The following is a 24,376-nucleotide window of genomic DNA, read 5'->3' on the forward strand; positions in this document are numbered from 1 at the left end:
TTATTTACTTAAGTACATTTTTCTTCGAGAGTACAATTCGTAGAATTGATCGTCTTTTAAATCATCTATAAACAAGATGCTTTCTCCGGTGGATTTCATTTCCGGTCCGAGCGCTTTGTTTACATTCGGGAATTTGCTGAACGAGAATACCGGTTGCTTAATCGCATAACCGCTCAGCTTAGGATTGAAGGTAAAATCGGTTACTTTATTTTCTCCTAACATTACTTTGGTAGCATAGTTTACATACGGTTCGCCATAGGCTTTCGCGATAAACGGCACGGTACGCGATGCTCTCGGGTTGGCTTCTATGATGTAAACGATATCATCTTTGATGGCAAATTGAATATTGATTAAACCTACGGTTCTCAGAGCCAAAGCAATTTTCTTAGTATGGTCTTTGATTTGTTGCATTACAAATTCGCCCAAGTTAAACGGGGGCAAAGTCGCATTCGAATCGCCCGAGTGCACACCACAAGGTTCGATGTGCTCCATGATTCCGATGATGTATACATTTTCTCCGTCACAAATAGCATCTGCTTCAGCTTCAATCGCTCCGTCTAAATAATGGTCTAAAAGCAATTTGTTACCCGGAATATTTTTCAGCAAATCGATAACATGTTCTTCTAATTCTTGTTTGTTGATTACGATTTTCATTCCTTGACCGCCCAATACATAAGAAGGACGAACCAACAACGGGAAATCCAAAACATCCGCTAAAGCTGACGCTTGATCCGCATTTTCGGCTACGCCAAATTTTGGAAACGGAATCTTTAACTCTGTCAGCAATTCAGAAAAACGACCTCTGTCTTCGGCTAAATCCAAAGCATCGAATGAAGTTCCTAATATTTTGATGCCGTAACGGTCTAACTTTTCAGCCAGTTTCAATGCGGTTTGTCCACCAAGCTGTACAATTACACCTTCCGGTTTTTCGTGTTGAATAATATCGTAAATATGTTCCCAAAATACCGGCTCAAAGTATAATTTGTCAGCAGTATCAAAATCGGTGGAAACCGTTTCCGGATTACAGTTGATCATGATAGTTTCATAACCGCATTCTTTGGCAGCTAAAACCCCGTGAACACAAGAATAATCAAACTCAATTCCTTGTCCGATTCTATTGGGTCCCGAACCTAAAACCACCACTTTCTTTTTCGGGGTAATGATGCTTTCGTTGTGAACGTATCTTTCTCCGTTAGCCGTTTGGATTTCCGCTTCAAAGGTTGAATAATAGTATGGTGTTAATGCTTTAAACTCGGCCGCACAAGTATCAACCAATTTATAAACACGCTTCACATTCATTTCCTCGCGTAGTTTGTAAACCTGACTTTCCAAACAACCCATCATGTGGGCAATTTGACGATCGCCATAGCCTTTTTGTTTGGCTTCTAATAATAATTCTTTCGGTAAAGTATCAACTTTGTAGCCGGAGATTTCTCTTTCCAATAAGTATAACTCTTCGTATTGTTTTAGGAACCACATATCGATTTTGGTGATTTCGTGGATTCTGCTCAAAGGAATTCCCATGGCAATCGCATCGTAAATCACAAACACTCTATCCCAACTCGCGAAAGTCAGTTTCTCAATAATTTGCTCGTAGTTTTTGTATCCTTTCCCGTCTGCTCCGATTCCGTTTCTCTTAATTTCCAAGGACTGAGTCGCTTTGTGCAGCGCCTCCTGGAACGAACGTCCGATACCCATTACTTCACCAACCGATTTCATTTGCAATCCTAATGTTCGGTCGGAACCTTCGAACTTATCAAAATTCCAACGCGGGATTTTTACGATAACGTAATCCAAAGTCGGTTCAAACAAAGCCGAAGTGGATTTGGTGATTTGGTTTTGGAGTTCATCTAAATGATACCCCAAAGCCAATTTGGTAGCCACTTTAGCAATTGGATAACCGGTGGCTTTTGACGCTAACGCTGACGAACGCGATACACGCGGATTGATTTCGATGGCTACAATATCTTCTCTTTCATCAGGTGACACGGCGAATTGTACGTTACAACCTCCGGCAAAATTTCCGATAGAGCGCATCATTAAAATCGCCATATCACGCATTTTTTGGAAAGTCGTGTCAGATAAAGTCATCGCCGGTGCTACCGTAATTGAATCTCCGGTGTGGATTCCCATCGGGTCCATATTTTCGATAGAACAAATAATGACTACGTTGTCATTTTTGTCTCGAAGTAATTCCAACTCGTATTCTTTCCAACCCAATAAAGCTTTATCGATTAAGACTTCGTGTATTGGTGAGGCTTCTAAACCTCGGGTTAGCAACTCATCAAAATCTTCTTTTTTGTGCACAAAAGCCGCTCCTGTTCCACCAAGGGTAAATGATGGACGAATTACTAACGGAAAACCGAACTCTTGGGCTATTTCTTTTCCTTTTAAGAAAGAGGTGGCGGTTTTGGCCGGTGCGGTTGGTACGCCTATCTTTTCAAGCAATTGTTTGAATTGCTCTCTGTCTTCTGTAATGTTGATGGCGTTGATGTCTACTCCGATTAACCTTACTCCAAAATCTTGCCAGATGCCTTTTTCGTCGGCTTCCAAACAAAGGTTCAAAGCGGTTTGTCCGCCCATGGTTGGCAATACGGCATCAATTTGCGGATGCTCTTTTAGGATTTGGATAATCGATTTGGTGGTTAAAGGCAAAAGGTAAACATGGTCGGCCATGCTTGGATCGGTCATAATCGTTGCCGGATTGGAATTGATTAAGATGACTTCGATTCCTTCTTCTCTGAGTGAACGAGCAGATTGGGAACCGGCGTAATCAAATTCGCAGGCTTGTCCGATTACGATTGGTCCTGAACCAATAATTAAAACCGATTTGATGGAGTTGTCTTTAGGCATTGTAGTGTCGTTGTTTTGTAGTTTAGTTGTTGTTTTTGCAGAACTTAGCCCCGATAGTAGTGTAAATCCTTTTTATTTTTCTTTAAAAATAAAAAGATTGCAACGGATAGCGGGAAATAGCTCCTAATAATTATCAATATTTATGAACAGGTTTAAAAAAAAGCCGCTACTAATAAAAGTAACGGCTTGATATTGATTAGTAGCTAATCATTATTTTTTGTGTCTTGGTTCAGAAGATACAGTCAACTTATGTCTTCCTTTTGCTCTACGACGCGCAAGGACTTTTCTTCCATTTGCAGAAGCCATTCTGTCCATAAATCCGTGTTTATTTCTTCTTTTTCTTTTCGATGGTTGAAACGTTCTTTTGCTCATTGCTTTGTATCTTTAAAACTAGTAATAATATCTCAATAATCGGCTCTTTCAAAACCGAGTGCAAATATACAAACCTTTTTTTTCCTAGCAAGCACTTTTTTAAAAATATTTTTAATTCATTTTATTACCTTTGTGCCACTAAAAAATAAAAGACATGTTTCACAGATTTATTAAATTAATTATAGCAGCTTTAATGGTTGTCGCAGGAATTTGGCAATTTACGGAAGGGAATATCGGAAATGGTGTTTTTCTTATCCTACTGACGGCCATTCCTATCTTTTTATATTATAAAAACGAATATATTTTATTGGCTTTCTTAAAATTGAGAAAGCAAGATTTTGCCGGAGCGAAAGTTTGGTTGGATAAAATCAAAAACCCGGAAACGGCATTGGTCAGAAAACAACAAGGTTACTATAATTACCTTCATGGATTGATGACTTCTCAAACCAATTTGCACCAATCGGAGAAATTTTTCAGAAAAGCCGTTGAATTAGGGTTGAGTATGGATATGGATTTGGCTGTAGCCAAATTAAACTTGGCCGGAATCGCCATGTCGAAAAGACGCAAAATGGAAGCTACAACTTTACTAAACGAAGCCAAGAAACTCGACAAACAAAACATGCTGAATGATCAGATTAAGATGATGAAAGAGCAGATGAAGAAAATTTAGTTAGACTTCTTAGACTGGCTTAGACATTTTAGACAATAAAAAACCTCCTTCAAAAATGAAGGAGGTTTTTTATTTTTAGATTCTAAGTAGTCTAACTTTCTAATAATCTGAGCAGTCCGAATTAATATCCCGCTAACGGAATCTCTATCTCGTATCTTTTCTTGTTAGGATTGACCAATTTCTTATCTCTCAACCACGGATTGTGGATTTTTAGGATTTTATAATTAATCCCTTGTGACATGGCAAAGCTGGTCAAATCGGTAATGGTACTGTCTACTTCTATCTTCTTAGTGGGAATCGGCGCGTACAAATCACTTGAAAAAATACTGAAACCGTACTTGGCCGGTTGTTTCATAATTTCTTTTAAGGCCAAAATTCTGAAAACATAGCGAGACGTTTCTTCGGTTAAGGCCAAGTCGTAATAGTTGCTGACTTTTTGCTCATCGATTTTTTTGGTAATCCCATTCATACCGCCGTTGTAAGAAGCTGCGGCTAGTGTCCATGACCCGAATTTATCTTTGGCGCTTAACAAATATCGACAAGCGGCTTCGGTTGATTTTTCTAAATGGTATCTTTCGTCAACTATATCATTGACTTCCATGCCTTTTTCCTTGGCAGTTTCGGGCATGAATTGCCAAACACCACGCGCTCCGGCTGAGGAAACAGCATTGACCAAACCACTTTCTATTACGGCTAAATATTTAAAATCATCGGGCACGCCGTATTTGTCTAAAATCGGTTCGATAATCGGAAAAGCACGGTTGGCTCTTTTTATGATTAACGCCGTTGTTGCGTCAAGATTAGCATTGATGAGTAATTCTCTGTCCAGACGTTCGCGTACATCGGTAATTTGAAGCGGTGCCTTTTCTCCGGCAAAGTCAACTTCTTCGGGGAAATACATCGCGGTACCTTCGTGGATGCGTTTTTCTTTATTGTCGCCCGAAGTGCCAAAAACAAGAACTCCGGAAAGCATGACAATAGTTACTACGGATAATAGGGCTTTATTCGTTTTCATAATATCACAGATTAACGTTGCAAAACTACAACTTTATAATGTAAAGCTACAAAAATTGAGCCGTTAGACCTTTTCTTGTAACATAATTTTAGGTAAATTATCGTTTAGCCAACGGTATTTACTGAGAATCATAATATGAGTCCCGCCTTTAACCGGAATAAAATTCTTTAGGTTTTTGGGTGGAAAAACCTCATCGGCGTCGCCATGGATATGGATGATTTCTTCATCGACTATCGTTCGATCCCAATTGATGATTTGCTCAATAGCCCAATCCAAATAACGCTTGTCACGAACAGCCAAAAACTTCTCATACAAAGCCAATCGCTGTTTGACAATAGACGAACCAAAAGAAAACTTAACCAGCATTTCAATATTTTCAAATAAAGCTGTGGGAATAAGCTTGTAAGCTTTCGTGGCTTTAGCAACTTTAAATCGCTTCGGAAATTCGGCATTAGATTTAACACTTGATATAATGATGACTTTCCTTGGGTTTAGAAACGGTTTCATTTCTTGCACTAAAACGCCACCGAATGAAACGCCAATCAAAATGGGGTTTTGATGGGTTACTTTTTCGGCAATTCTTTGAGCATACGCAGTTAAACTTTCGCCGGAATTTGGAATTTCCCATTCGAGTAAATGCATTTCAAATTGGTCTTCGGGCAATTGGATTCGTTCAAAAATGGTCGGACTGGCTGCCATGCCCGGCATGAAGTAAACATGGATTTTAGACATTATATAACCGTTAGCTCGTTAATTATTAGTAAATTTGCATAAAAATAATCCTTTTATTTCACTTGATTATGAACACAACATTAATTTCAGAAAAAATGGAAATTAAAGACAACACCTTTGCTCGACAGTTTGAAACGTTGGTGGATGGCAAACTAATTTCTGTTGAATATTCCTTTCAAGAAAAGAAAATATTCCTGACGAGAATTAATACTTTTGACGGTTTTAATGACGAAGAGTTTATCAATGATTTATTGAAAAACATCATGGAAATTGCCTATGAACGCAAACTGAAAGTGGTTCCGATTTTACCTAAAATCGCTCTTTTCTTTAGAAAGAATACTACCTACAGAGATTTGTTGCCTCCGGGAATAAAAATCTAATCCAAAATAACTTTAACAGAAGTCGTCTTAAAATTAAGACGACTTTTTTTGTGCTTTTTACTTATATTTATCGAATGAACACAGCAGACTTTCAACAAGAGATTATCACTTTTTTCGAAAACATCGACAAATATTACGGCTCTAAAACCGAAATTACCGAAGGTTTGTGCACCGATATGGACAATCTTGATGCGAATTTAACGACATGGAATTTATCTGAATTCGATTTAATTCGATCTGCTTACCGAAAAAACGGCGAAAAACTAATGATGGAAGGCAGCAATATGTATTACGAAATTTCAGCCGATAGAATCATTGGGTTTGAACAAACAGGAAGAAACAAATTTGAATTCATTGAGCTATATGGGATTTCTGTTTTTAGAATCACTAAAATCAGATTTCATTATAAATATTAGGCTTCTACATTCAAAAACTCCATTCTTACACTGCCATCTTCATCGATTCTAGACAAATTGATTTCGTGTAAAGTATTGACCAACTCCGGATTCCAAGGCGTTTTTACTTTGACATAGTTTTCGGTAAATCCATGAATATAGCCTTCTTTGTTTTCGCCTTCAAATAAAACGGTTCTGTTGGTTCCAATTTGGCTTTCATAAAAAGCACGACGTTTTTTTACCGACAAACCTCGAAGCATTTTACTTCTTTTCGCACGCACATTCGCAGGCACAACGCCATCCATTTCGGCCGCTTCGGTATTATCCCTTTCGGAATAGGTAAATACATGTAAATACGAAATATCTAGTTCGTTTAGGAAATTATAGGTTTCTAAGAAATGCTCATCCGTTTCTCCCGGAAAACCCACAATCACATCCACACCAATACAGGCATGCGGCATCACTTCACGGATTTTTGATACTCTGTCGGTATAGACTTCGCGCAAATAACGGCGTTTCATTTTCTTGAGAATCTCATTGCTTCCGCTTTGTAACGGAATATGAAAATGCGGCACAAAAGTCCGACTTTGTGATACAAACTCGATGGTTTCGTTTTTCAAAAGATTCGGTTCTATAGAAGAAATACGCAATCTTTCGATGCCTTCCACTTCATCTAGCGCTTTAACTAAATCTAAAAAAGTATGTTCGTGTTTTTTATTTCCAAATTCACCTTTACCATAATCACCAATGTTTACACCGGTCAAAACGATTTCTTTAATCCCTTGTTGTGAAATTTCGTAAGCATTTTTCAACACATTGTCCAACGCATCGCTACGTGAAATGCCACGCGCTAAAGGAATCGTACAGTAAGTACATTTGTAATCGCAACCATCTTGCACTTTCAGAAAAGCCCGCGTTCTGTCGCCTATGGAATAACTTCCTACGTAAAAATCAGCTTCTTCTATTTCGCACGAATGCACTTCGCCCATATCATTTTTGGACAAATCATTGATATAATCGGTGATTTTGAATTTCTCTGTCGCGCCCAAAACCAAATCCACGCCATCAACAGCCGCTAATTCTTCGGGTTTTAATTGCGCATAACAACCAACCGCTGCAACGAAGGCTTTATCGTTGAGTTTCATGGCTTTTTTGACTACTTGTTTGAATTGTTTATCGGCGTTTTCGGTTACCGAACAAGTGTTAATCACATAAATATCGGCTACATCTTCAAAATCGACGCGGTCAAAACCTTCGTCTTGGAAGTTCCTCGCGATGGTAGAGGTTTCGGAGAAATTCAATTTGCACCCTAAAGTATAAAAGGCGACTTTTTTTCTGTTTTCCATAAGCTGTCTCAATTGATGAAATCGTTGTCAAAAAATTGAGAGGGCAAAGATAGTTAAATTTGAAGATTAAGCAATTTGAAGATTTGAAAATGTACTCTCTTAAGAGTCAATCTTTAAATTAACACATCTTCAAATCTTCAAATTGACATTACTCTTTTCTGTATTTTTTGGTGATTTCAAAAACGTGTTCCAAAATTTTAGCGTCTTCTTCTGAAAACTCTACTTGGCGTCTAGCCATTACAATCTTGGCAGTTTGAAAAGCTTTGGAAGTCAAATAAGTCGTAAAACCGGCACTTCCGCCCCAAGAAAAGCTCGGCACAAAATTGCGTGGAAATCCGGAACCGAAAATATTGGCTGAAACACCGACCACGGTTCCGGTATTGAACATGGTGTTGATACCGCATTTACTGTGATCGCCCATCATTAGTCCACAAAACTGCAAGCCGGTTCGGGCAAAACCTTCTGTTTCGTAGCTCCACAAACGCACTTCTTCGTAGTTATTTTTTAAATTCGAATTGTTACTATCGGCACCGATATTACACCATTCGCCTAAAACAGCATTACCTAAAAATCCATCATGTCCTTTATTAGAATACCCCATCAAAACCGAATTGCTTACTTCGCCGCCAATTACTGAATGTGGTCCGACGGTTGTTGCGCCATAGACTTTGGAAGCCAGTTTCACCCTACCCGATTCGCACAAGGCAAATGGACCACGAATGACTGAGCCTTCCATGATTTCGGCATTTTTTCCGATGTAGATTGGTCCGGTTGATGCATTTAAAGTCACAAACTCGAGTTTGGCTCCTTCTTCAATAAAGATATTTTCGGGTGAAATGACGTTGACGCTTTTCGGAATCGGTTGGGAATGTCTGCCTTCGGTAATTAATTCGAAATCTTCTCGAATGGCCGCATCGTTTTTGGTAAAAATATCCCAAGTATGTTCAATCTTCAATCCTTCTTCATTGTAATCGATAATTTCATAGGCATCAAAATCGACTTCTTCTTGCGTGTCATTTGTAAAAAAAGCTACTACCTCTTCACCTTGAAAAATGGCTTGGTTTTTTTCGAGACTTTTGACCATTTCGGCCAAAACCTCATTGGGTAAAAATGACGCATTAACCATTACGTTTTCTTCCATTTCTACCATAGGAAACTTTTCAGAAAGGTATTCTTCGGTTAAAGTTGTTGTTGTGTAACCTAAATATTTCTCCCATTTTTCACGTATGGTTAAAATTCCGACGCGAATATCGGCAACCGGTCTTGTGAAAGTGAAAGGCAATAAGGCATTGCGAACGGTTCCGTCAAAAAGTATGTAGTTCATGTTGGTTTCGGGTTATTAAGGTTCCGAGTTCAAAGTTACAAAGTTTAGGCTGACTTTGAAAAATAAAAAAACCACTCACTTTCGTGAATGGTCTTCCTAAAATTTGAACACTGATCCCGAAGGTTCGGGACTATTTTGCGTGTTTCGCGTATTTGTTTTTGAATTTATCAATACGTCCTGCAGTATCGATAAGTTTAGATTTACCTGTGTAAAAAGGGTGAGACGTTCTTGAAATCTCCATTTTGTACACCGGGTATTCAACACCTTCGTGAGTAATCGTTTCTTTAGTTTCTACTGTAGATTTAGTGATAAAAACATCTTCATTTGACATGTCTTTGAAAGCAACTAATCTGTAATTTTCCGGGTGAATTCCTTTTTTCATGATAAATCTTTTTATGGTTTTGAAGTAGTTTCGTTTTGAAGCTTTCACTTTGAAAGGTGTAAACTGGCTACAACGTTTAAAATTTCTTTTTTTAAATTGAGTGTGCAAAAATACAACTTTTTTACAAAAATCAAAGCCAACTGTAACTTTTTTTAATTGTTTTAAACTTACTGCTAGGTAAACTCGGAATTACTATATTTGTTAATTAATTAAAACCTAAAAACCATGAATGAAATTATTAAGAAAAACGGTGTAACCTATGGCATCATCCTAGGATTGTTCTCAGTACTTTTTACAACAGCAATTTATGCGATTGACTTAGAATTATTTACCAGTTGGTGGCTTGGCTTAGTATCTTTCGCAATAGCAATTACCATTGGGATTGTCTTAGTTTCTAAAACAAAAAAGCAAATGGGAACCATGACTTTCAAAGAAGGTTTTACAGTTTATTTTATTGCTGCGTTAATCGGTACTTTTGTTTCAACCGTTTACAACTATGTTTTATTTAATTTCATTGACACTCAAGCTAAGGAAACCATCAAGGAAATAACGATGAAATATACGGCTGAAATGATGCAGAAATTTGGAACACCAGCCGAGGCTATTAATGAGACCATACAAAAAATGGCTGAAACCGATAATTATTCTATTGGCAATTTGTTGTTTGGAATGGCTATTGTTTTAGTGTTTCAAGCCATTTTCGGTTTAATTTTAGCCGCCATTTTTAAATCAAAATCGAATCAAGGATTATAGATGAATCTATCCATAATAATTCCGCTTTTGAACGAGCAGGAATCTTTACCCGAATTACACCAATGGATTGTCAAAGTAATGACAACCCACAATTATTCCTATGAGGTTATTTTCATCGATGATGGAAGTACCGATAATTCTTGGGCATTAATTGAAAATCTTTCGAAAGAAAACCCCAATGTAAAAGGCATTCGTTTCCTGAGAAACTTCGGGAAATCACAAGCTTTACATGCCGGTTTTGCCAAAGCCAAAGGCGATGTCGTAATTACGATGGATGCCGATTTACAAGACAGTCCGGATGAAATTCCGGATTTGTACAATATGGTGATGAACCAAAATTTCGATTTGGTTTCAGGATGGAAAAAGAAGCGCTATGATTCGGTCGTGGCCAAAAATTTACCATCCAAATTGTTCAATTGGGCTGCGAGAAAAACTTCCGGAGTTTATTTAAATGACTTTAACTGCGGACTGAAAGCCTACAAAAGTGTGGTCATTAAAAACATCGAAGTTTCCGGAGAAATGCACCGCTATATTCCGGTTTTGGCCAAAAATGCCGGCTTCGGGAAAATAGGCGAAAAAGTAGTGATTCACCAAGCTAGAAAATACGGCGAATCTAAATTTGGCATGAGCCGATTTATCAATGGATTCTTGGATTTGATTACCATTTGGTTTCTGTCCAAATACGGCAAACGCCCGATGCACTTGTTCGGCGCACTGGGTGTAGTGATGTTTATCATTGGTTTCATTTCTACCTTTTTAATCATCGGCATCAAACTGATGAAACTGTTTGTATTTAACGAACCTACCATTTTGGTGGCACAAAATCCACTTTTCTACATTGCTTTGACTTCTATGATTATTGGTTCCCAATTGTTCCTTGCCGGATTTTTGGGTGAAATTATTCTTCGAACTAAGAACAATGAAGAGCGTTATAAAATTTCAAGCGAAGTGAATCTGTAAAGATTTCAATTCAATTCAAAAACAATTACCATGCATATCGAACAACATATTTTAGACAAAGTAAACGAATGGTTGACTCCAACTTTTGACGTTGACACCCAAAACCAAATCAAAGAAATGATGACCACTTCTCCCAAAAACTTGGAGGAGAGTTTCTATAAAAACTTAGAATTCGGAACCGGTGGCATGCGCGGCATTATGGGCGTTGGCACCAATCGCATCAATAAATATACTTTGGGCAAAAATACACAAGGCATTTCCGATTATTTGAAAAAATCCTTTCCCGGTGAAGATTTGAAAGTCGTAATTGCTTATGATTGTCGTCACAACAGTGATACTCTTGGAAGAGTCGTTGCAGATGTTTTCTCGGCTAACGGAATCAAAGTGTATTTGTTTTCAGAAATGAGACCTACGCCGGAATTATCTTTTGCGTTAAAATATTTAAACTGTCATGCCGGAATTGTATTAACCGCTTCTCACAATCCGCCGGAATACAACGGCTACAAAGTATATTGGCAAGATGGCGGACAATTGGTTCCGCCACAAGATGAAGAAATCATTCAAGTGATTGAAAACTTAAAATACAGCGAAATCAAGTTCGAAGCCAACAATAGTTTGATTGAATACATTGACACTGAAGTTGACAATGCTTTTGTGGATTCAACTGTTGCGAATGCCAGTTTTAATACTTCAGCAAAGGCAAAATCAAATTTAAAAATCGTTTATACTTCTTTACACGGCACTTCTATCAAATCGGTACCAAGTGTTTTGGCAAAAGCCGGTTATACTGATGTGAACATTGTTCCGGAACAAGCCGAACCTAATGGCGATTTTCCAACGGTAAAATCTCCGAATCCCGAAGAACCGGAAGCCTTGACGATGGCTTTGGCTTTAGCGGAAAAACTTCATGCTGATATCGTTTTTGGAACTGATCCTGACAGCGACCGACTTGGTGTTGCTGTTCGTGACAACAACAACAAAATGATTCTCCTTAACGGAAACCAAACCATGGTGGTCATGACCAATTATTTATTGGAACAATGGAAAAAAGCGGGCAAACTTGACGGCAAACAATTCATCGGTTCGACAATTGTTTCTACGCCTATGATGTTGGAATTGGCTTCGGCTTATGGTGTGGAATGCAAAGTGGGTTTGACCGGTTTCAAATGGATTGCCAAGTTTATTAAAGATTTCCCAGAGCTTAAATTTATTGGCGGCGGTGAAGAAAGTTTCGGCTATATGGTTGGTGATGCTGTTCGCGATAAAGATGCTGTAGGCGCCATTTTATTAATGTGTGAAATTGCGGCACAAGCCAAAGAAAATAACAGTTCGGTTTACCAATATTTGCAACAAATGTATGTTGATTTTGGTTTCTACAAAGAACATTTAATTTCGATTACCAAAAAAGGAATCGAAGGCGCGAATGAAATCAAACAAATGATGATTGATATGCGCGAAAATCCGGTAGCTGAAATTAATAATCAACGCGTGATTATGGTAGAAGATTATCAAAATTCGACGGCGAAAAACTTGTTGACCGGCGAAACGGAAAGTTTGTCTATTCCAAAGTCGGATGTACTGATTTATTATTTAGAAGACGGCTCGAAAATTTGTGCAAGACCAAGCGGAACGGAACCCAAAATCAAATTCTATTTCAGCGTGAATACCGCCATCGAAAACCTGGAAGAAATTCCGGCCGCCGAAGCTTATTTAAATCAAAAAATTACCACTATCATTTCTGAAATGCAGTTGAACTAATGGATGAGAATTTAAAAAAGATTATTCCTTTCGCCAAAAAATACAAGAGCAACGTTATTTGGAATGTTTTTCACAACATCCTGTATGCGCTTTTCGGAACTATCGGAATGGTAATGATTTTTCCCGTACTGAAAGTCCTTTTCGGCAATGAAGAAAAAGTGACACAATTGCCAACTTACGAAGGCTTAGGCAGTATTAACCATTATCTGAACGATACGCTTTTTTATTATGTCAATTATTTTTCGGAAACACACGGACCGAATTACGCTTTGTTGCTCACCGTTTCCATAGTAGTCATTACCTTTTTGTTTAAAAACTTATTTGGTTATCTAGGGTTACAAAATTTAACCAAATTAAAAACCGGTGTCCTTCGTGATTTGCGAGAGAAAATGTTCAAAAAAATCATCGAACTTCCGGTTCCTTATTATTCTGAAAAAAGAAAAGGCGACATGATGGCGCGTATGCTAGGCGATATTAACGAAGTGCAAAACTCATTCTTTATGATATTAGAACTGATCATCAAAGAACCGCTTACTATAGTTTTCTCCTTGATAGCCATGATTAATATAAGTTGGAAACTAACGCTTTTTGTTTTCATTTTCATCCCGATTTCAGGGTTTATTATCTCCAAAATCGGAAAATCTCTTAAAGGAAAGTCGAAAAGAGCCCAACAAGAAAACGGCCAATTGATTTCTGTAGTCGAAGAAACACTATCCGGATTAAAAGTGGTCAAAAGTTACAACGCTGAAAACTTTTTTTCGCAAACCTTTAACGATTCTGTGGACCGATTGTACAAACTAACCAACAGTATCGGAAAGAAAAACAACTTGGCTTCGCCTATGTCGGAATTCTTAGGAATTGTAGTCATCTCGGTTTTATTATTTTACGGCGGGAATTTGGTTTTGGTGGATAAGTCACTCGATGGTTCATTGTTTATTGCCTACATCGGACTCGCTTATAATATTTTAACTCCGGCCAAAGCCATCTCAAAAGCTTCTTATCAGGTGAAAAACGGATTAGCGGCAGCGGAACGTGTTTTTGAAGTTTTAGAAGTAGAAAACACCATCACTGATAAAGTTGATGCCAAAGAAATCGAAAAATTCAATCACGAAATACAATTAAAAAACATCACGTTTGCTTATAATGATGAACCGGTTTTAAAAAACTTCACCTTGACAATTCCAAAAGGAAAGACAGTTGCCTTGGTTGGTCAATCGGGTTCGGGTAAAAGTACCATTGCCAATTTGCTTACGCGATTTTATGATGTTGACAATGGCGAAATTCTAATAGACAATCACAACATCAAAGATGTCACTATGAAGTCTCTGCGTGGTTTAACCGGTTTGGTTACCCAAGACAGCATCATGTTTAACGGCTCCATAAAAGATAATATTCGCCTGGGCAAATTAGACGCTACGGATGAAGAAATCACCGAAGCCCTGAAAATTGCCAATGCCTATGAATTTGTCAAAGATTTACCCAATGGTATTGAAACCAATATTGGCGATAGCGGCAACAAACTTTCGGGCGGACAAAAGCAACGTTTATCAATAGCGCGTGCGGTTTTAAAAAATCCACCGATTATGATTTTGGACGAAGCGACTTCGGCTTTGGACACCGAAAGCGAAAGATTGGTGCAACAAGCCTTAGAAAACATGATGCAAAACCGAACTTCAGTAGTGATTGCGCATCGTCTTTCAACGATTCAAAAAGCCGATATGATTGTAGTGATGCAAAAAGGTAAAATTGTAGAACAAGGCACGCATGACGAGCTTTTGACCCAAAACGGTACTTATTCTAAATTGGTTAGCATGCAGTCTTTTGAGTAAGACTTAAATCGGTTTGTATTCGGTAGATTTCAACTCTTTATCTAGGAGATTGATGTAGAAATAGTGAAGTGAATCTTCCTTGTCAAACTCACCGTTTTTATTGGTATCTTCAATGGTTCTGAAATACAATTGGCTTTTGGCTTCAATCAATTTCCAATCGATTAACTCCTGAAAATCGGTAGAAACTTTGGTGAAATTCTTCCCGGCAATATCACTGACATAAAGCGATTTAATATCGTTATTGTCTAATTTATTGTCTTTGTTGGTATCCATATCTGCCAAAGAATAAACCATAAGCTGCTTCTTGGTTTTGTCGGCTGTTGATTTTAAATACGTAGCGGTTTCTATCAAAACATTTTTATCCGTCAAAGTGTAAATGGTGTCTTTCCCTATTTCCTGAAACTTCAAATTCTGCAAATAACCGGTAATTTGGTATTCGCCATAATTAGAAACAGTGTAACCTGTATTAGCATCATAAGAAGCTTTGACTTTCTTATCGCTGGAAACCGTTCCGATGGGGAAAATCAAATAATTGGTTCCGTCCATGTGAATCGGTAAATCGGCAATTTCTATTTGCGTTGTGTCTTCCGGAACTTCGGTTTTGGTTTTGGAAGTATCTTCGTAAATTACTTTAGGCTTTGGCGCTTCTTCTTTTTTGCAGCTCACGAAAGTCACCGCTAAAATCAAGCAAATATAGATAGTGTAATTTTTCATCTCAAACAAATTTGTCAACCAAAAATAGTGAATTATTTCTACAATTTAGCCGTCAGTTTTATATTGAAAACACGAGTCGTCATATAATTTGGAATACCGTATTGGTTTTTGGTGTACACATCGCGCACCCAAGTATTGGTAATGGCATTTTGGTTGTTAAACAAATTGAAAATTTCAAAACCAATCGATAAGTCTTCGAATTTTTTCAGCCAATGACCTGCTGCTCTTTCGTTGTTTTTTTCGGTCAAGACATAGGAGAAACCAACATCGGCTCGGCGGTAATCACGTAAACGACTTTGGTAAGTGTAAGCATCAGCATAAGAAGGTGAACCGCCCGGTAAACCGGTATTGTAAACCAAATTCAAATACAATTTCATATTCGGTAAATTCGGCATATAGTCTTGGAACAAAATTCCGAATTTCAATCGTTGGTCGGTTGGACGCGCGATGTAACCTTTGTCATCTTGATTTTCTTCGGTTTTCATATACCCAAAACTCAACCAAGATTCCGTTCCTGGTACGAATTCACCGTTTAATCTCGTTTCAAAGCCATAAGCATAAGCTTCGGCATCATTATTAGCACGATAACGAATCCTTACGTTTTCTAATGTATAAGTATTCACATCGGTCATGGTTTTGTAATAAGCTTCGGTAACCAACTTAAACTTGCGGTTGTTCATCAGAAAATTATAGTCGTTGCTCAACACAAAGTGAATAGATTGTTGGGCTTTCACATTCGGATTCACGGCACCATTCATATCCCTTAACTCACGGTAAAATGGCGGTTGATGATAATATCCCGCTGCAAAACGGAACAACATATCTTTGTCCCAATCGGGTTTTAAAGTAAACTGAGCTCTCGGACTAAATACTGTTTGGCTTTTAGCATTGGAAATTCCATCGCCTGAAACAGTCCAATTGTGAAAACGCGCTCCGGCGGTAATCCAAAATTGGCTACTGCCCAAATTGGTTTTGGTATTCCATTGCGCAAACCCTGAAAGTCTGTCAATATCAATAAAATTGGTCGCTCTAACATTTTGGTAGGGTACCAACGGTCCGATGTAAGGATTGTAAGGTTGGTCATTCGGAAAATCAAACTCGGGCGGATTGATGGAAAATCCGGCTGAATCAATCACTTCCCATTCAACAATTCTGTCGCGTATATTTTCACGAGTGTATTTGAAACCCCAATCGATTTGGTGTTTTTTATTATTGATTTGGTGCGTTCCTTTGATTTCTGCATTGATAATTAAGGCATCTAAATCGTTTCGAGCATGGTTTAATTGTGTACCGATACCACGATTAAATGTAACTTCTCCCAGCGTTTCCGAACCGATATTGGTATCAACTTCGCCTAAAAAATAAGCCGCAAAAATATCAAAGTACTCCTGCTCTTGCGTGTGATAAACCGAAGTAATCAATCGGAAATTATTATTGTCGTCTTTGTTGAACGTAGTTTTAAAAGCGCCAAAAAGCGTTTGGTATTTGTCTTTTTCCTGACCTTCATAAAAAACCTGAAGCGCAATAGGTTCGTCGATGGTTCCGAAATTGGTTTGGCGTGTTAGCGGTTGGTAGTTGTATTTATTTTGAGAAACATTTCCCAAGAAACTGAAACTCCATTGGTCATTGGGACTAAAATTAACATTAGTTTGCACATCGGCAAAAGTAGGACGATAATTGGTTTGTGTTTCCTGACTGTTGACAAAAAGCGAGTTGTCGCGGTAACGAACACCGGTAATGGCCGACCATTTTTTGTTTTTAGAAATACCTTCACCGGTGATGCTTCCGCCTAAAAAACTCGCATCAGCACTGATACTGTATTTTTTAGGTGTTCGATAAGTGATATCTAAAACCGAAGACAATTTGTCGCCATACTTGGCTTGAAATCCACCCGCAGAAAAATCTACATTCTGCACCATATCGGTATTGGTAAAACTCAATCCTTCTTGTTGTCCGGAGCGCACCAAGAACGGACGATAGACTTCAATTTCATTGACATACACCAAATTTTCATCATAATTTCCGCCACGAACGTTGTAGCCTGAACTCAATTCGTTATTTCCGCTGGCACTTGGCATTAACTTTATAACACTTTCCACTCCTTGCATGGCGCTTGGATTTTTTCGGATGGTTTCAGGTGAAACCGAAACTATACCTTGCACTCTACTCTTTCTTCCGGTCACCACCACTTCGCCCAATTGCTCTGCATCGTTCATGACCACATAAAACTCTTTTTCTTCATTGGCTTTTAATTGTAATGTTGCGGTTATTTTTTTCAGAGATTCATGGGTAAAAACCAAAACTATTTTTTGATTGGCAGGCACTGTAATTCCGTAAAATCCGTTTTTGTCGGTGGTGGTCGACTTGGTCTGATAGCTTACGGTAACGCCTTCCACCGGTTTGTTATTTTCATCGAGTACAACTCCGGCGACTTTAGCGGTTTGGTTTTGGGCAACTGTTATGCTGCTAAATACTAAAAAAAGGAGCGTGAAAAGGAATTGATATGTTTTCAAACTATTGTTTTAAGGTTTTTGACTTCTGAAAAATTGTGTTTCAAAGATAGTAGAATTTCCAACATTATCCTTAATGATAATTTTTAAATCATTTTTCCCTTCGGCTACGATACCATCTGAAAAACGATGGATTAATTTTTTGGTTTTAGGCTCATACTCCAACAAAATCCACTGACCGTTGAGCGTTCCTTCATAGCTTTTGATTCCGGACAAATCATCGTAAATAGTGAACTGTATTGCTTCTTGTTGGCTAATCCATTGGCCTCCGATTTTTTTATCGATTTTGATTTTCGGGGGCATACTGTCTTTGAACAATTTGTAATCTCCCAAATATTTGGAATAAACGGTAAACGAATTTTTATAGCGTTTAGTATTGTAATAATAGATTTTTTTACCGTCAACAGTACCAATAAACATTTTTGATCGGTCTTTTTCAGCAATCAAACTGTCTTCAAAAGTAATCGTCATATTCGCGAAAGCCGGCTCAACATCATCATGCAAATGCAACAATCCGTTTTTGACTTCAAAATCCATGTTAAAATCTTTCAGAAACGCATTAGCCGGAATCGTAACCGTTACATTTTCCTGAGTGAAGATGTTTTCTTTGTTGGTTTTAACCCAATATTTTGAATCAACCGGTTCTTTATCGACCTCAATATTCATTGGTGCATAGGCAATGGGAATAAAAACCTTGGTGAGGTTTTCGCTAAAATCGGCGATTTCTATTTTGTAATTTTGATTGACATTGGATGTAACCGAAATAACCCCGTTGTTTGATCCTGATTGAATAACGCTCAGCGGATAGGGCTTTTCGGCAAATAATTTCTGCACTCTTTGCCCTGTTTTTTTATAACGACCATAGTCAATCAGCGCATTGACATAACGGGTTTCGTCAAAAGAAAAGGTTTCAAATTGGTACCGAAAATCGGTTTTGCCATTGAGAAAAGTTTGTACCCTGAAAATTCCGTTGGCATTCCAGGAAACGTCATCATAATCAAAAGTGGTGATTCCGAAACCCAGCTGACCGAAAGCGGTTACCTTTTCAGCTATGTAGCTTCCGTCTGCTTGTTGGGAAATACTAACTGCTATTGGTCTTTTAGACTGATTAACGGCAGAGTTTTGCCCCAAAGGATAAACCAATACGCTATTGAGCATTGGTCTTTTACTGTCTTTTAAAACCTCGTCAAATCCAAAATACATTGGGTTAATTATTTTTTCAGATTGGGTATCCCGAATTTCAAAATGCAAATGCGGACCGTCTGAACCTCCTGTATTTCCGGAGATAGCGATGATATCATCTTTTTTGACCAAAAAATCATTTGGGGAAAATGTGACATCAATTTCAAAAGATTTGGCTTTGTATTGTTCTCTTTTGATTAATTTTTCGACTTCACCGAAACCCGATTGCAAGTGCCCGTAAACAGTAGTGAAACCGTTGGGATGATTGATATAGATGGCTTTGCCGTAACCATTTTCGGCAATTTTAATTCTGGAAATATAACCCTCAGCTACGGCATAAACATTAAAGCCTTCCTTTTTTTGGGTCTTAAAATCGAAGCCGGAATGAAAATGATTGGGTCTCAATTCCCCAAAATTACCCGAAAGTTGTAACGGTATGTCCAAAGGAGAACGAAAATAATCCTTCGGATACTGATTTTGACCCAAAGCCATAGCAGTACAGCAACAAAACAGCCAGATAAATTTCATAAAAAAGTTGTTTCAGCTAAGGTAGGAAAAAAGTGAGTTAAAATTTACAAGTGTGAAATTTATTTATAACTCCTTAAAAAACAAATTATTATAATTCTATTTAAAAATAGCAATAAATAATTGTCAAAAATATTGTGCAAACAAAATAGAATCCTAACTTTGTAAAGTAAGTAATGAATAAAGTAATTTATGAGTGAAATTGCAGAGATAATTGATTCTGTTGAAAATAGGATTGAAAAACTTTTTATGAAAATAGACAGTTTGGAGAAGAATTCTATGGCATTGAGAACAGAATTACAAGAAGCTGCAAGCCTGATTCAAAAGCAAACCGAGGAAATTAAAACCTTAAAATCGGAATGTGAATCACTCAAAATGGCCAATTCATTATTAGGCGGTGAAGAAAACAAACGAGATACCAAGCTTAAAATAAATTCATTAATCAGAGAGATAGATTACTGTATAGCACAGTTATCAGACTAAAGCATGAGTGAAAAGCTTAAAATAAAGTTATCAATTGCAGACAGAGTTTATCCGTTAACGGTAGACCTTTCGCAAGAAGAAGGACTGAGAAGTGCTTCCAAAAAGATTGATGCGATGATTAAGCAATTCGAAGAAAACTACGCAGTTCGTGACAAGCAAGATGTACTGGCCATGTGTGCTTTACAATTTGCCTCACAAGTAGAACAAAAGCAAGTTGACAATGCCATTGACGGCTCGGAAACTCTGGAAAGATTGAAAAAGATTAATGATATATTGTTCGACTATCTCGACAAAAAATAACGTTCTTAACATAGATTACAATACCGCCTACATTAGATTTTAATTGGTAAACTCAACACTAACAAATTAGAATGAGCCAGTCATCGTTACTAAAGCATGCCACTTTTACCGTGGATCCTTGACCAACGAGTTAGCTCAAAACTTGTCTTTACGAGTTTATGCATTCACCTAATGTAGGCTTTTTTTATATATAAATTTTAACAAAAAAAATGGAAACTATACTAATTATAATTGCGTTAATCGCAGGAATTGGCGGAGGTTTTGGAATTGCAAAATTCCTTGAAAAAAGCAACGTATCAAACATGATTAAAAATGCCAAAAAAGAGGCGTCATCAATCTTAAGAGATGCCAATATTGAGGCGGAAAATATCAAAAAAGATAAATTACTACAAGCCAAAGAAAAATTTTTAGAATTAAAATCGGAACACGAAAAAGAGATTCTAAACAAAGACAAGAAGATAGCCGAAGTTGAAAAAAGAACTCGTGACAAAGAATCACAAGTATCAAGCGAATTGGCCAAAGCCAAAAAAATCAACGACGATTACGAGGCTAAGACCAAAGAATACGAATCAAAAATTGAGTTGCTTGACAAAAAGCACCAAGAGCTGGAAAAATTACACAAAAGTCAAGTAGAGCAATTGGAAGTAATCTCCGGTCTTTCGGCGGAAGATGCTCGCGAGCAATTGGTAGAAAGCTTAAAAGCCGAAGCCAAAACCAAAGCAATGTCACACATTCAAGACACTATTGAAGAGGCTAAATTAACGGCCCAACAAGAAGCTAAAAAAGTAATCATCAATACCATTCAAAGGGTTGGTACCGAAGAAGCTGTAGAAAACTGTGTGTCGGTATTCAATATCGAATCGGATGATGTAAAAGGTAGAATTATTGGTCGTGAAGGAAGAAACATCCGTGCTTTAGAAGCAGCAACCGGTGTTGAAATCATCGTTGACGATACCCCTGAAGCGATTATCTTATCTTGTTTTGATCCTGTGAGAAGAGAAATCGCTCGTTTGTCATTACACAAATTGGTAACTGATGGTAGAATCCACCCGGCCAGAATTGAAGAAGTAGTTGCTAAAACAACGAAACAAATAGACGACGAAATTATCGAAGTAGGTAAACGTACCGTAATTGATTTAGGTATTCACGGATTGCATCCTGAATTAATCAAAGTAGTTGGTAGAATGAAATACCGTTCGTCTTACGGACAAAACTTATTGCAACACTCCCGTGAAGTAGCCAAGCTTTGTGGTATCATGGCGGCCGAATTAGGATTGAATGTAAAATTGGCCAAACGCGCCGGTTTATTACACGATATCGGAAAAGTGCCGGATACCGAAAGTGATTTACCTCACGCCTTATTGGGAATGCAATGGGCTGAAAAGTACGGTGAAAAAGAAGAAGTTTGCAACGCTATCGGAGCACACCACGACGAAATTGAGATGAAATACTTAATCTCTCCTATCATTCAAGTATGTGATGCGATTTCAGGAGCCAGACCGGGCGCCAGACGTCAGGTATTGGATTCTTATATCCAAAGATTGAAAGACTTGGAAAACATTGCCTTTGGATTTAACGGTGTGAAAAATGCTTATGCCATCCAAGCCGGTCGTGAATTGCGTGTTATTGTAGAAAGTGAAAAAGTAAGCGATGATATGGCCGCTAATTTATCTTTTGAGATTTCCCAAAAAATCCAAACTGAAATGACTTATCCTGGACAAGTAAAAATCACGGTAATTAGAGAAACCAGAGCGGTAAATATCGCTAAATAATAAATCTAATTAAACAAAAAAGGCGACCACTTGGTCGCCTTTTTTGTTATAAAAAAATTGTTTTAATAACATCATTAGTCATAGGCTTGACAAAGTAATCTGTTATTACATCTTTAAACTGTTGAATTTTTTCGGCATTAAAATAATGCTCTGAAGAACTCACTACATAAATAGCAATATCGCAGGTAAAACTTTTTCTTATCTGATTAAATTCGGCTAAAAATTGCCAACCGTCAAGCACGGGCATATTGATATCCAGCAAAATTAAATCGGGAAGATTTTCATCATTATGAAGTTTGACTTTTAAATCATTTAAAGCTTCATAACCATTCTCAAAGAAAGAAATGTCAGCTCGGACATCATTCTTTTCCAGTAGCTTTTTGATGATAAAGTGGTGCACTTTGTCATCATCTACAACGTAGGCGTTGTTGAATTTCATTTTTTAAAAACAGATTTGGGGATTATTGTTTTCGACTGGGCAAAAATAATCAAATAATCCGACAAACTACTTCTTTCTCGGATGAAATGTATGCATGATTTGTGTTAAATGTTTGCGGTCAAGGTGAACATAAATTTCGGTAGTGGTAATCGATTCATGCCCTAACATCATTTGAATGGAACGCAAATCGGCACCATTTTCGAGTAAATGCGTGGCAAAAGAATGTCTTAACGTGTGCGGACTGATATTTTTAGCCAAATTAATCTTAGTCGCCAAGTCTTTTATAATGGTAAAAACCATCGCTCGAGTGAGTTGCTTGCCTCTGCGGTTTAAGAATAAAGTATCCTCAAAACCTTTGGCAATAACGCCGTGGTTTCGGATGGTGTTTTTATAAAGCTCAATGTATTTTTGAGTCGATTTAGCAATGGGAACAAATCGTTGTTTGTTGCCTTTACCCGTTATTTTGACAAAACCTTCTTCAAAAAACAGATCAGATATTTTTAAAGTGATGATTTCGGAAACACGCAAACCGCAACCATAAAGTGTTTCGAGCATGGCTCTGTTGCGTTCTCCTTCGGGTGTGGTCAAATTGATAGCACTGATTAATTGATCAATCTCTTCTACAGCAAGTGTATCGGGTAGTTTGCGCCCAATCTTGGGAGCTTCAATCAACTCCATAGGATTATCGGTGCGAAAATCTTCAAAAATCAAATAAGAAAAAAAACTTTTTAGTCCCGAAATAATTCGGGCTTGTGAACGCGCATTAACTTCTTTGGATACGGCATAAATAAATTGTTGAATCGTTTCCTCATTGATTTTCTCAGGCGAAACGCTGATGCCGTTTTCGTTTAAAAAAACGCACAAACGCTCTAAATCAAAAGTGTAATTGTCGACAGTATTCTTAGACAATCCACGTTCGATTTTTAAATACGATTGAAAACTTTTAAGGTACGTACTCCAATTCATAAAACAAAGAAACGAAATGTATGGGTATAAAAAAACCTCTCACGTTGGAGAGGTTTAAATTTCGATATCTACAATTAAAAATTACAACCTAACGAAACAGACAGTACTCTATTTAAAACTTTACCATCTTCCCCTTCTGCATTTTCTCCAATATTAGATAATCCTAAATTATAACGCACATTAATCACAGCACGCTTAGAAATATTATATCCTGCTCCTAAATTAAACCCAAAATCAACACTCTTAAATGCTTCATCAATATTTTGAGTATCAGAACCATAACCTACGACTTTTACTTTTAATTTGGCCGATGTCATAAAGCCAATTTGCGGACCTGCTTCCAAGAAAAATTTACTTTCAGGATAATATTTAAACATCAATGGAATATTGATATATGATAATTTAAAAGTATTTTCTGTATCGTATAAATTTCCGGCGCCATCATCAAAAAGAAAATCAAATTTTGCACCTTGCGCCGAATACAAAAGCTCGGGTTGGATGGCAAACTTTTTGTTTAACATAATTTCAGCATAACCACCAATGTGAAAATTAACAATTGAGCTAGTACTTGGAAAACCTGCTTCATCAACATTAAGATTGGCAATGTTCAAACCTCCTTTAATACCATACTTAACGTCTTGAGCTTGCAACGAATTAAAACTAACCAGTGCTACAACGGCAACAATAAACTTTTTCATTATTCAATGTTTAAAATT

Annotated in this window: 23 protein-coding genes and 1 other RNA gene; 11 read left to right on the top strand and 13 right to left on the bottom strand. The window is 37.6% G+C overall.

Annotated features, from left to right (window positions below; genetic code table 11):
* Both carB and rpmH read right to left on the bottom strand, forming a co-directional pair.
* Positions 1-2,853: a carbamoyl-phosphate synthase large subunit gene (carB, locus tag P7V56_RS13070; RefSeq protein WP_171222276.1), complete on the bottom strand. Its 2,853-nt coding sequence runs from the start codon at positions 2,851-2,853 to the stop codon at positions 1-3.
* A gap of 210 nt (positions 2,854-3,063) precedes the next feature.
* The gene (gene rpmH / locus P7V56_RS13075) at positions 3,064-3,225 is read right to left on the bottom strand and encodes a 50S ribosomal protein L34 (protein ID WP_008464848.1); all 162 of its coding nucleotides are present in this window, start codon (positions 3,223-3,225) and stop codon (positions 3,064-3,066) included.
* A 154-nt stretch (positions 3,226-3,379) separates the two neighbouring features.
* On the opposite strand from rpmH, the gene P7V56_RS13080 reads away from it, so the two are divergent.
* A complete protein-coding gene (locus P7V56_RS13080) occupies positions 3,380-3,895 on the top strand; it encodes a DUF2892 domain-containing protein (RefSeq protein ID WP_171222275.1) in 516 nt (171 codons plus the stop codon).
* 121 nt (positions 3,896-4,016) lie between these two features.
* Here P7V56_RS13080 and P7V56_RS13085 read toward each other — a convergent pair whose 3' ends face one another.
* Together P7V56_RS13085 and P7V56_RS13090 are read right to left on the bottom strand one after the other, a co-directional pair.
* Positions 4,017-4,910 (bottom strand): lytic transglycosylase domain-containing protein, encoded by an 894-nt coding sequence (locus tag P7V56_RS13085; protein WP_171222274.1) that lies wholly within the window; start codon positions 4,908-4,910, stop codon positions 4,017-4,019.
* Between the two features lie 63 nt (positions 4,911-4,973).
* A complete protein-coding gene (locus P7V56_RS13090; protein ID WP_171222273.1) occupies positions 4,974-5,642 on the bottom strand; it encodes an alpha/beta hydrolase in 669 nt (222 codons plus the stop codon).
* Between the two features lie 95 nt (positions 5,643-5,737).
* Between P7V56_RS13090 and P7V56_RS13095 the strand changes: the two genes are divergently transcribed.
* On the top strand, positions 5,738-6,022 hold the full coding sequence (locus P7V56_RS13095) for a GNAT family N-acetyltransferase (RefSeq protein WP_171222332.1): 285 nt from the start codon (positions 5,738-5,740) through the stop codon (positions 6,020-6,022).
* Between the two features lie 74 nt (positions 6,023-6,096).
* Complete coding sequence (locus P7V56_RS13100) at positions 6,097-6,438, top strand: hypothetical protein (protein WP_171222272.1); 342 nt, start codon at positions 6,097-6,099, stop codon at positions 6,436-6,438.
* On the opposite strand, the gene mtaB is transcribed toward P7V56_RS13100, so the two are convergent.
* The 3 genes from mtaB to P7V56_RS13115 form a co-directional block, all read right to left on the bottom strand.
* On the bottom strand, positions 6,435-7,763 hold the full coding sequence (gene mtaB, locus P7V56_RS13105; RefSeq protein ID WP_171222271.1) for a tRNA (N(6)-L-threonylcarbamoyladenosine(37)-C(2))-methylthiotransferase MtaB: 1,329 nt from the start codon (positions 7,761-7,763) through the stop codon (positions 6,435-6,437). The two genes, P7V56_RS13100 and mtaB, sit on opposite strands and share 4 nt — an antisense overlap.
* 148 nt (positions 7,764-7,911) lie before the next feature.
* Complete coding sequence (locus P7V56_RS13110; RefSeq protein ID WP_171222270.1) at positions 7,912-9,087, bottom strand: GlmU family protein; 1,176 nt, start codon at positions 9,085-9,087, stop codon at positions 7,912-7,914.
* A gap of 130 nt (positions 9,088-9,217) precedes the next feature.
* Positions 9,218-9,469, bottom strand: a complete 252-nt coding sequence (locus tag P7V56_RS13115; RefSeq protein ID WP_171222269.1) for a type B 50S ribosomal protein L31 — start codon at positions 9,467-9,469, stop codon at positions 9,218-9,220.
* Between the two features lie 225 nt (positions 9,470-9,694).
* Between P7V56_RS13115 and P7V56_RS13120 the strand changes: the two genes are divergently transcribed.
* The 4 genes from P7V56_RS13120 to P7V56_RS13135 are packed head-to-tail and all read left to right on the top strand — an operon-like array spanning position 9,695 to position 14,769.
* Positions 9,695-10,222 (top strand): DUF4199 domain-containing protein, encoded by a 528-nt coding sequence (locus P7V56_RS13120; RefSeq protein WP_171222268.1) that lies wholly within the window; start codon positions 9,695-9,697, stop codon positions 10,220-10,222.
* Positions 10,223-11,182 carry a glycosyltransferase family 2 protein gene (locus tag P7V56_RS13125; RefSeq protein WP_171222267.1) on the top strand — a complete coding sequence of 320 codons (960 nt, stop codon included), beginning with the start codon at positions 10,223-10,225 and terminating at the stop codon, positions 11,180-11,182.
* Positions 11,183-11,212: 30 nt separating this feature from the next.
* Positions 11,213-12,940 carry a phospho-sugar mutase gene (locus tag P7V56_RS13130; protein ID WP_171222266.1) on the top strand — a complete coding sequence of 576 codons (1,728 nt, stop codon included), beginning with the start codon at positions 11,213-11,215 and terminating at the stop codon, positions 12,938-12,940.
* Positions 12,940-14,769 (top strand): ABC transporter ATP-binding protein, encoded by a 1,830-nt coding sequence (locus P7V56_RS13135; RefSeq protein WP_171222265.1) that lies wholly within the window; start codon positions 12,940-12,942, stop codon positions 14,767-14,769. Before P7V56_RS13130 ends, P7V56_RS13135 begins: the two co-directional genes overlap by 1 nt.
* 3 nt (positions 14,770-14,772) lie before the next feature.
* On the opposite strand, the gene P7V56_RS13140 is transcribed toward P7V56_RS13135, so the two are convergent.
* The 3 genes from P7V56_RS13140 to P7V56_RS13150 are packed head-to-tail and all read right to left on the bottom strand — an operon-like array spanning position 14,773 to position 19,703.
* Complete coding sequence (locus tag P7V56_RS13140) at positions 14,773-15,483, bottom strand: hypothetical protein (RefSeq protein WP_171222264.1); 711 nt, start codon at positions 15,481-15,483, stop codon at positions 14,773-14,775.
* Between the two features lie 38 nt (positions 15,484-15,521).
* Positions 15,522-17,996 (bottom strand): TonB-dependent receptor, encoded by a 2,475-nt coding sequence (locus P7V56_RS13145; RefSeq protein WP_171222263.1) that lies wholly within the window; start codon positions 17,994-17,996, stop codon positions 15,522-15,524.
* Between the two features lie 9 nt (positions 17,997-18,005).
* Positions 18,006-19,703, bottom strand: coding sequence for a M23 family metallopeptidase (locus P7V56_RS13150; protein WP_171222262.1), 1,698 nt, complete (start codon positions 19,701-19,703; stop codon positions 18,006-18,008).
* Positions 19,704-19,892: 189 nt separating this feature from the next.
* On the opposite strand from P7V56_RS13150, the gene P7V56_RS13155 reads away from it, so the two are divergent.
* The 4 genes from P7V56_RS13155 to rny all read left to right on the top strand — a co-directional run bounded on the left by P7V56_RS13155 (position 19,893) and on the right by rny (position 22,255).
* A complete protein-coding gene (locus P7V56_RS13155; protein ID WP_171222261.1) occupies positions 19,893-20,183 on the top strand; it encodes a coiled-coil domain-containing protein in 291 nt (96 codons plus the stop codon).
* 3 nt (positions 20,184-20,186) lie between these two features.
* Positions 20,187-20,483 carry a cell division protein ZapA gene (locus P7V56_RS13160; protein WP_171222260.1) on the top strand — a complete coding sequence of 99 codons (297 nt, stop codon included), beginning with the start codon at positions 20,187-20,189 and terminating at the stop codon, positions 20,481-20,483.
* A 50-nt stretch (positions 20,484-20,533) separates the two neighbouring features.
* Positions 20,534-20,641: non-coding RNA, 6S RNA (gene ssrS, locus P7V56_RS13165), on the top strand.
* 51 nt (positions 20,642-20,692) lie between these two features.
* Positions 20,693-22,255, top strand: a complete 1,563-nt coding sequence (gene rny / locus P7V56_RS13170) for a ribonuclease Y (RefSeq protein WP_171222259.1) — start codon at positions 20,693-20,695, stop codon at positions 22,253-22,255.
* Positions 22,256-22,301: 46 nt separating this feature from the next.
* Here the strand turns inward: rny and P7V56_RS13175 are convergent, their stop codons facing one another.
* The 3 genes from P7V56_RS13175 to P7V56_RS13185 form a co-directional block, all read right to left on the bottom strand.
* Positions 22,302-22,694 carry a response regulator gene (locus tag P7V56_RS13175; RefSeq protein WP_171222258.1) on the bottom strand — a complete coding sequence of 131 codons (393 nt, stop codon included), beginning with the start codon at positions 22,692-22,694 and terminating at the stop codon, positions 22,302-22,304.
* A gap of 66 nt (positions 22,695-22,760) precedes the next feature.
* Positions 22,761-23,660: a site-specific tyrosine recombinase XerD gene (gene xerD / locus P7V56_RS13180; RefSeq protein WP_171222257.1), complete on the bottom strand. Its 900-nt coding sequence runs from the start codon at positions 23,658-23,660 to the stop codon at positions 22,761-22,763.
* Between the two features lie 74 nt (positions 23,661-23,734).
* On the bottom strand, positions 23,735-24,358 hold the full coding sequence (locus P7V56_RS13185) for a porin family protein (RefSeq protein ID WP_171222256.1): 624 nt from the start codon (positions 24,356-24,358) through the stop codon (positions 23,735-23,737).
* Positions 24,359-24,376: the final 18 nt, after the last annotated feature.

The organism is Flavobacterium sp. IMCC34852, from assembly GCF_030643905.1.
Taxonomy (GTDB): Bacteria; Bacteroidota; Bacteroidia; order Flavobacteriales; family Flavobacteriaceae; genus Flavobacterium; species Flavobacterium rivulicola.

Bases quoted from the DNA above. Each gene is read 5' to 3' on its own strand.
- carB (WP_171222276.1), bottom strand. From the start codon at position 2,853: ATGCCTAAAGACAACTCCATCAAATCGGTTTTAATTATTGGTTCAGGA.
- rpmH (WP_008464848.1), bottom strand. From the start codon at position 3,225: ATGAGCAAAAGAACGTTTCAACCATCGAAAAGAAAAAGAAGAAATAAA.
- P7V56_RS13080 (WP_171222275.1), top strand. From the start codon at position 3,380: ATGTTTCACAGATTTATTAAATTAATTATAGCAGCTTTAATGGTTGTC.
- P7V56_RS13085 (WP_171222274.1), bottom strand. From the start codon at position 4,910: ATGAAAACGAATAAAGCCCTATTATCCGTAGTAACTATTGTCATGCTT.
- P7V56_RS13090 (WP_171222273.1), bottom strand. From the start codon at position 5,642: ATGTCTAAAATCCATGTTTACTTCATGCCGGGCATGGCAGCCAGTCCG.
- P7V56_RS13095 (WP_171222332.1), top strand. From the start codon at position 5,738: ATGGAAATTAAAGACAACACCTTTGCTCGACAGTTTGAAACGTTGGTG.
- P7V56_RS13100 (WP_171222272.1), top strand. From the start codon at position 6,097: ATGAACACAGCAGACTTTCAACAAGAGATTATCACTTTTTTCGAAAAC.
- mtaB (WP_171222271.1), bottom strand. From the start codon at position 7,763: ATGGAAAACAGAAAAAAAGTCGCCTTTTATACTTTAGGGTGCAAATTG.
- P7V56_RS13110 (WP_171222270.1), bottom strand. From the start codon at position 9,087: ATGAACTACATACTTTTTGACGGAACCGTTCGCAATGCCTTATTGCCT.
- P7V56_RS13115 (WP_171222269.1), bottom strand. From the start codon at position 9,469: ATGAAAAAAGGAATTCACCCGGAAAATTACAGATTAGTTGCTTTCAAA.
- P7V56_RS13120 (WP_171222268.1), top strand. From the start codon at position 9,695: ATGAATGAAATTATTAAGAAAAACGGTGTAACCTATGGCATCATCCTA.
- P7V56_RS13125 (WP_171222267.1), top strand. From the start codon at position 10,223: ATGAATCTATCCATAATAATTCCGCTTTTGAACGAGCAGGAATCTTTA.
- P7V56_RS13130 (WP_171222266.1), top strand. From the start codon at position 11,213: ATGCATATCGAACAACATATTTTAGACAAAGTAAACGAATGGTTGACT.
- P7V56_RS13135 (WP_171222265.1), top strand. From the start codon at position 12,940: ATGGATGAGAATTTAAAAAAGATTATTCCTTTCGCCAAAAAATACAAG.
- P7V56_RS13140 (WP_171222264.1), bottom strand. From the start codon at position 15,483: ATGAAAAATTACACTATCTATATTTGCTTGATTTTAGCGGTGACTTTC.
- P7V56_RS13150 (WP_171222262.1), bottom strand. From the start codon at position 19,703: ATGAAATTTATCTGGCTGTTTTGTTGCTGTACTGCTATGGCTTTGGGT.
- P7V56_RS13155 (WP_171222261.1), top strand. From the start codon at position 19,893: ATGAGTGAAATTGCAGAGATAATTGATTCTGTTGAAAATAGGATTGAA.
- P7V56_RS13160 (WP_171222260.1), top strand. From the start codon at position 20,187: ATGAGTGAAAAGCTTAAAATAAAGTTATCAATTGCAGACAGAGTTTAT.
- rny (WP_171222259.1), top strand. From the start codon at position 20,693: ATGGAAACTATACTAATTATAATTGCGTTAATCGCAGGAATTGGCGGA.
- P7V56_RS13175 (WP_171222258.1), bottom strand. From the start codon at position 22,694: ATGAAATTCAACAACGCCTACGTTGTAGATGATGACAAAGTGCACCAC.
- xerD (WP_171222257.1), bottom strand. From the start codon at position 23,660: ATGAATTGGAGTACGTACCTTAAAAGTTTTCAATCGTATTTAAAAATC.
- P7V56_RS13185 (WP_171222256.1), bottom strand. From the start codon at position 24,358: ATGAAAAAGTTTATTGTTGCCGTTGTAGCACTGGTTAGTTTTAATTCG.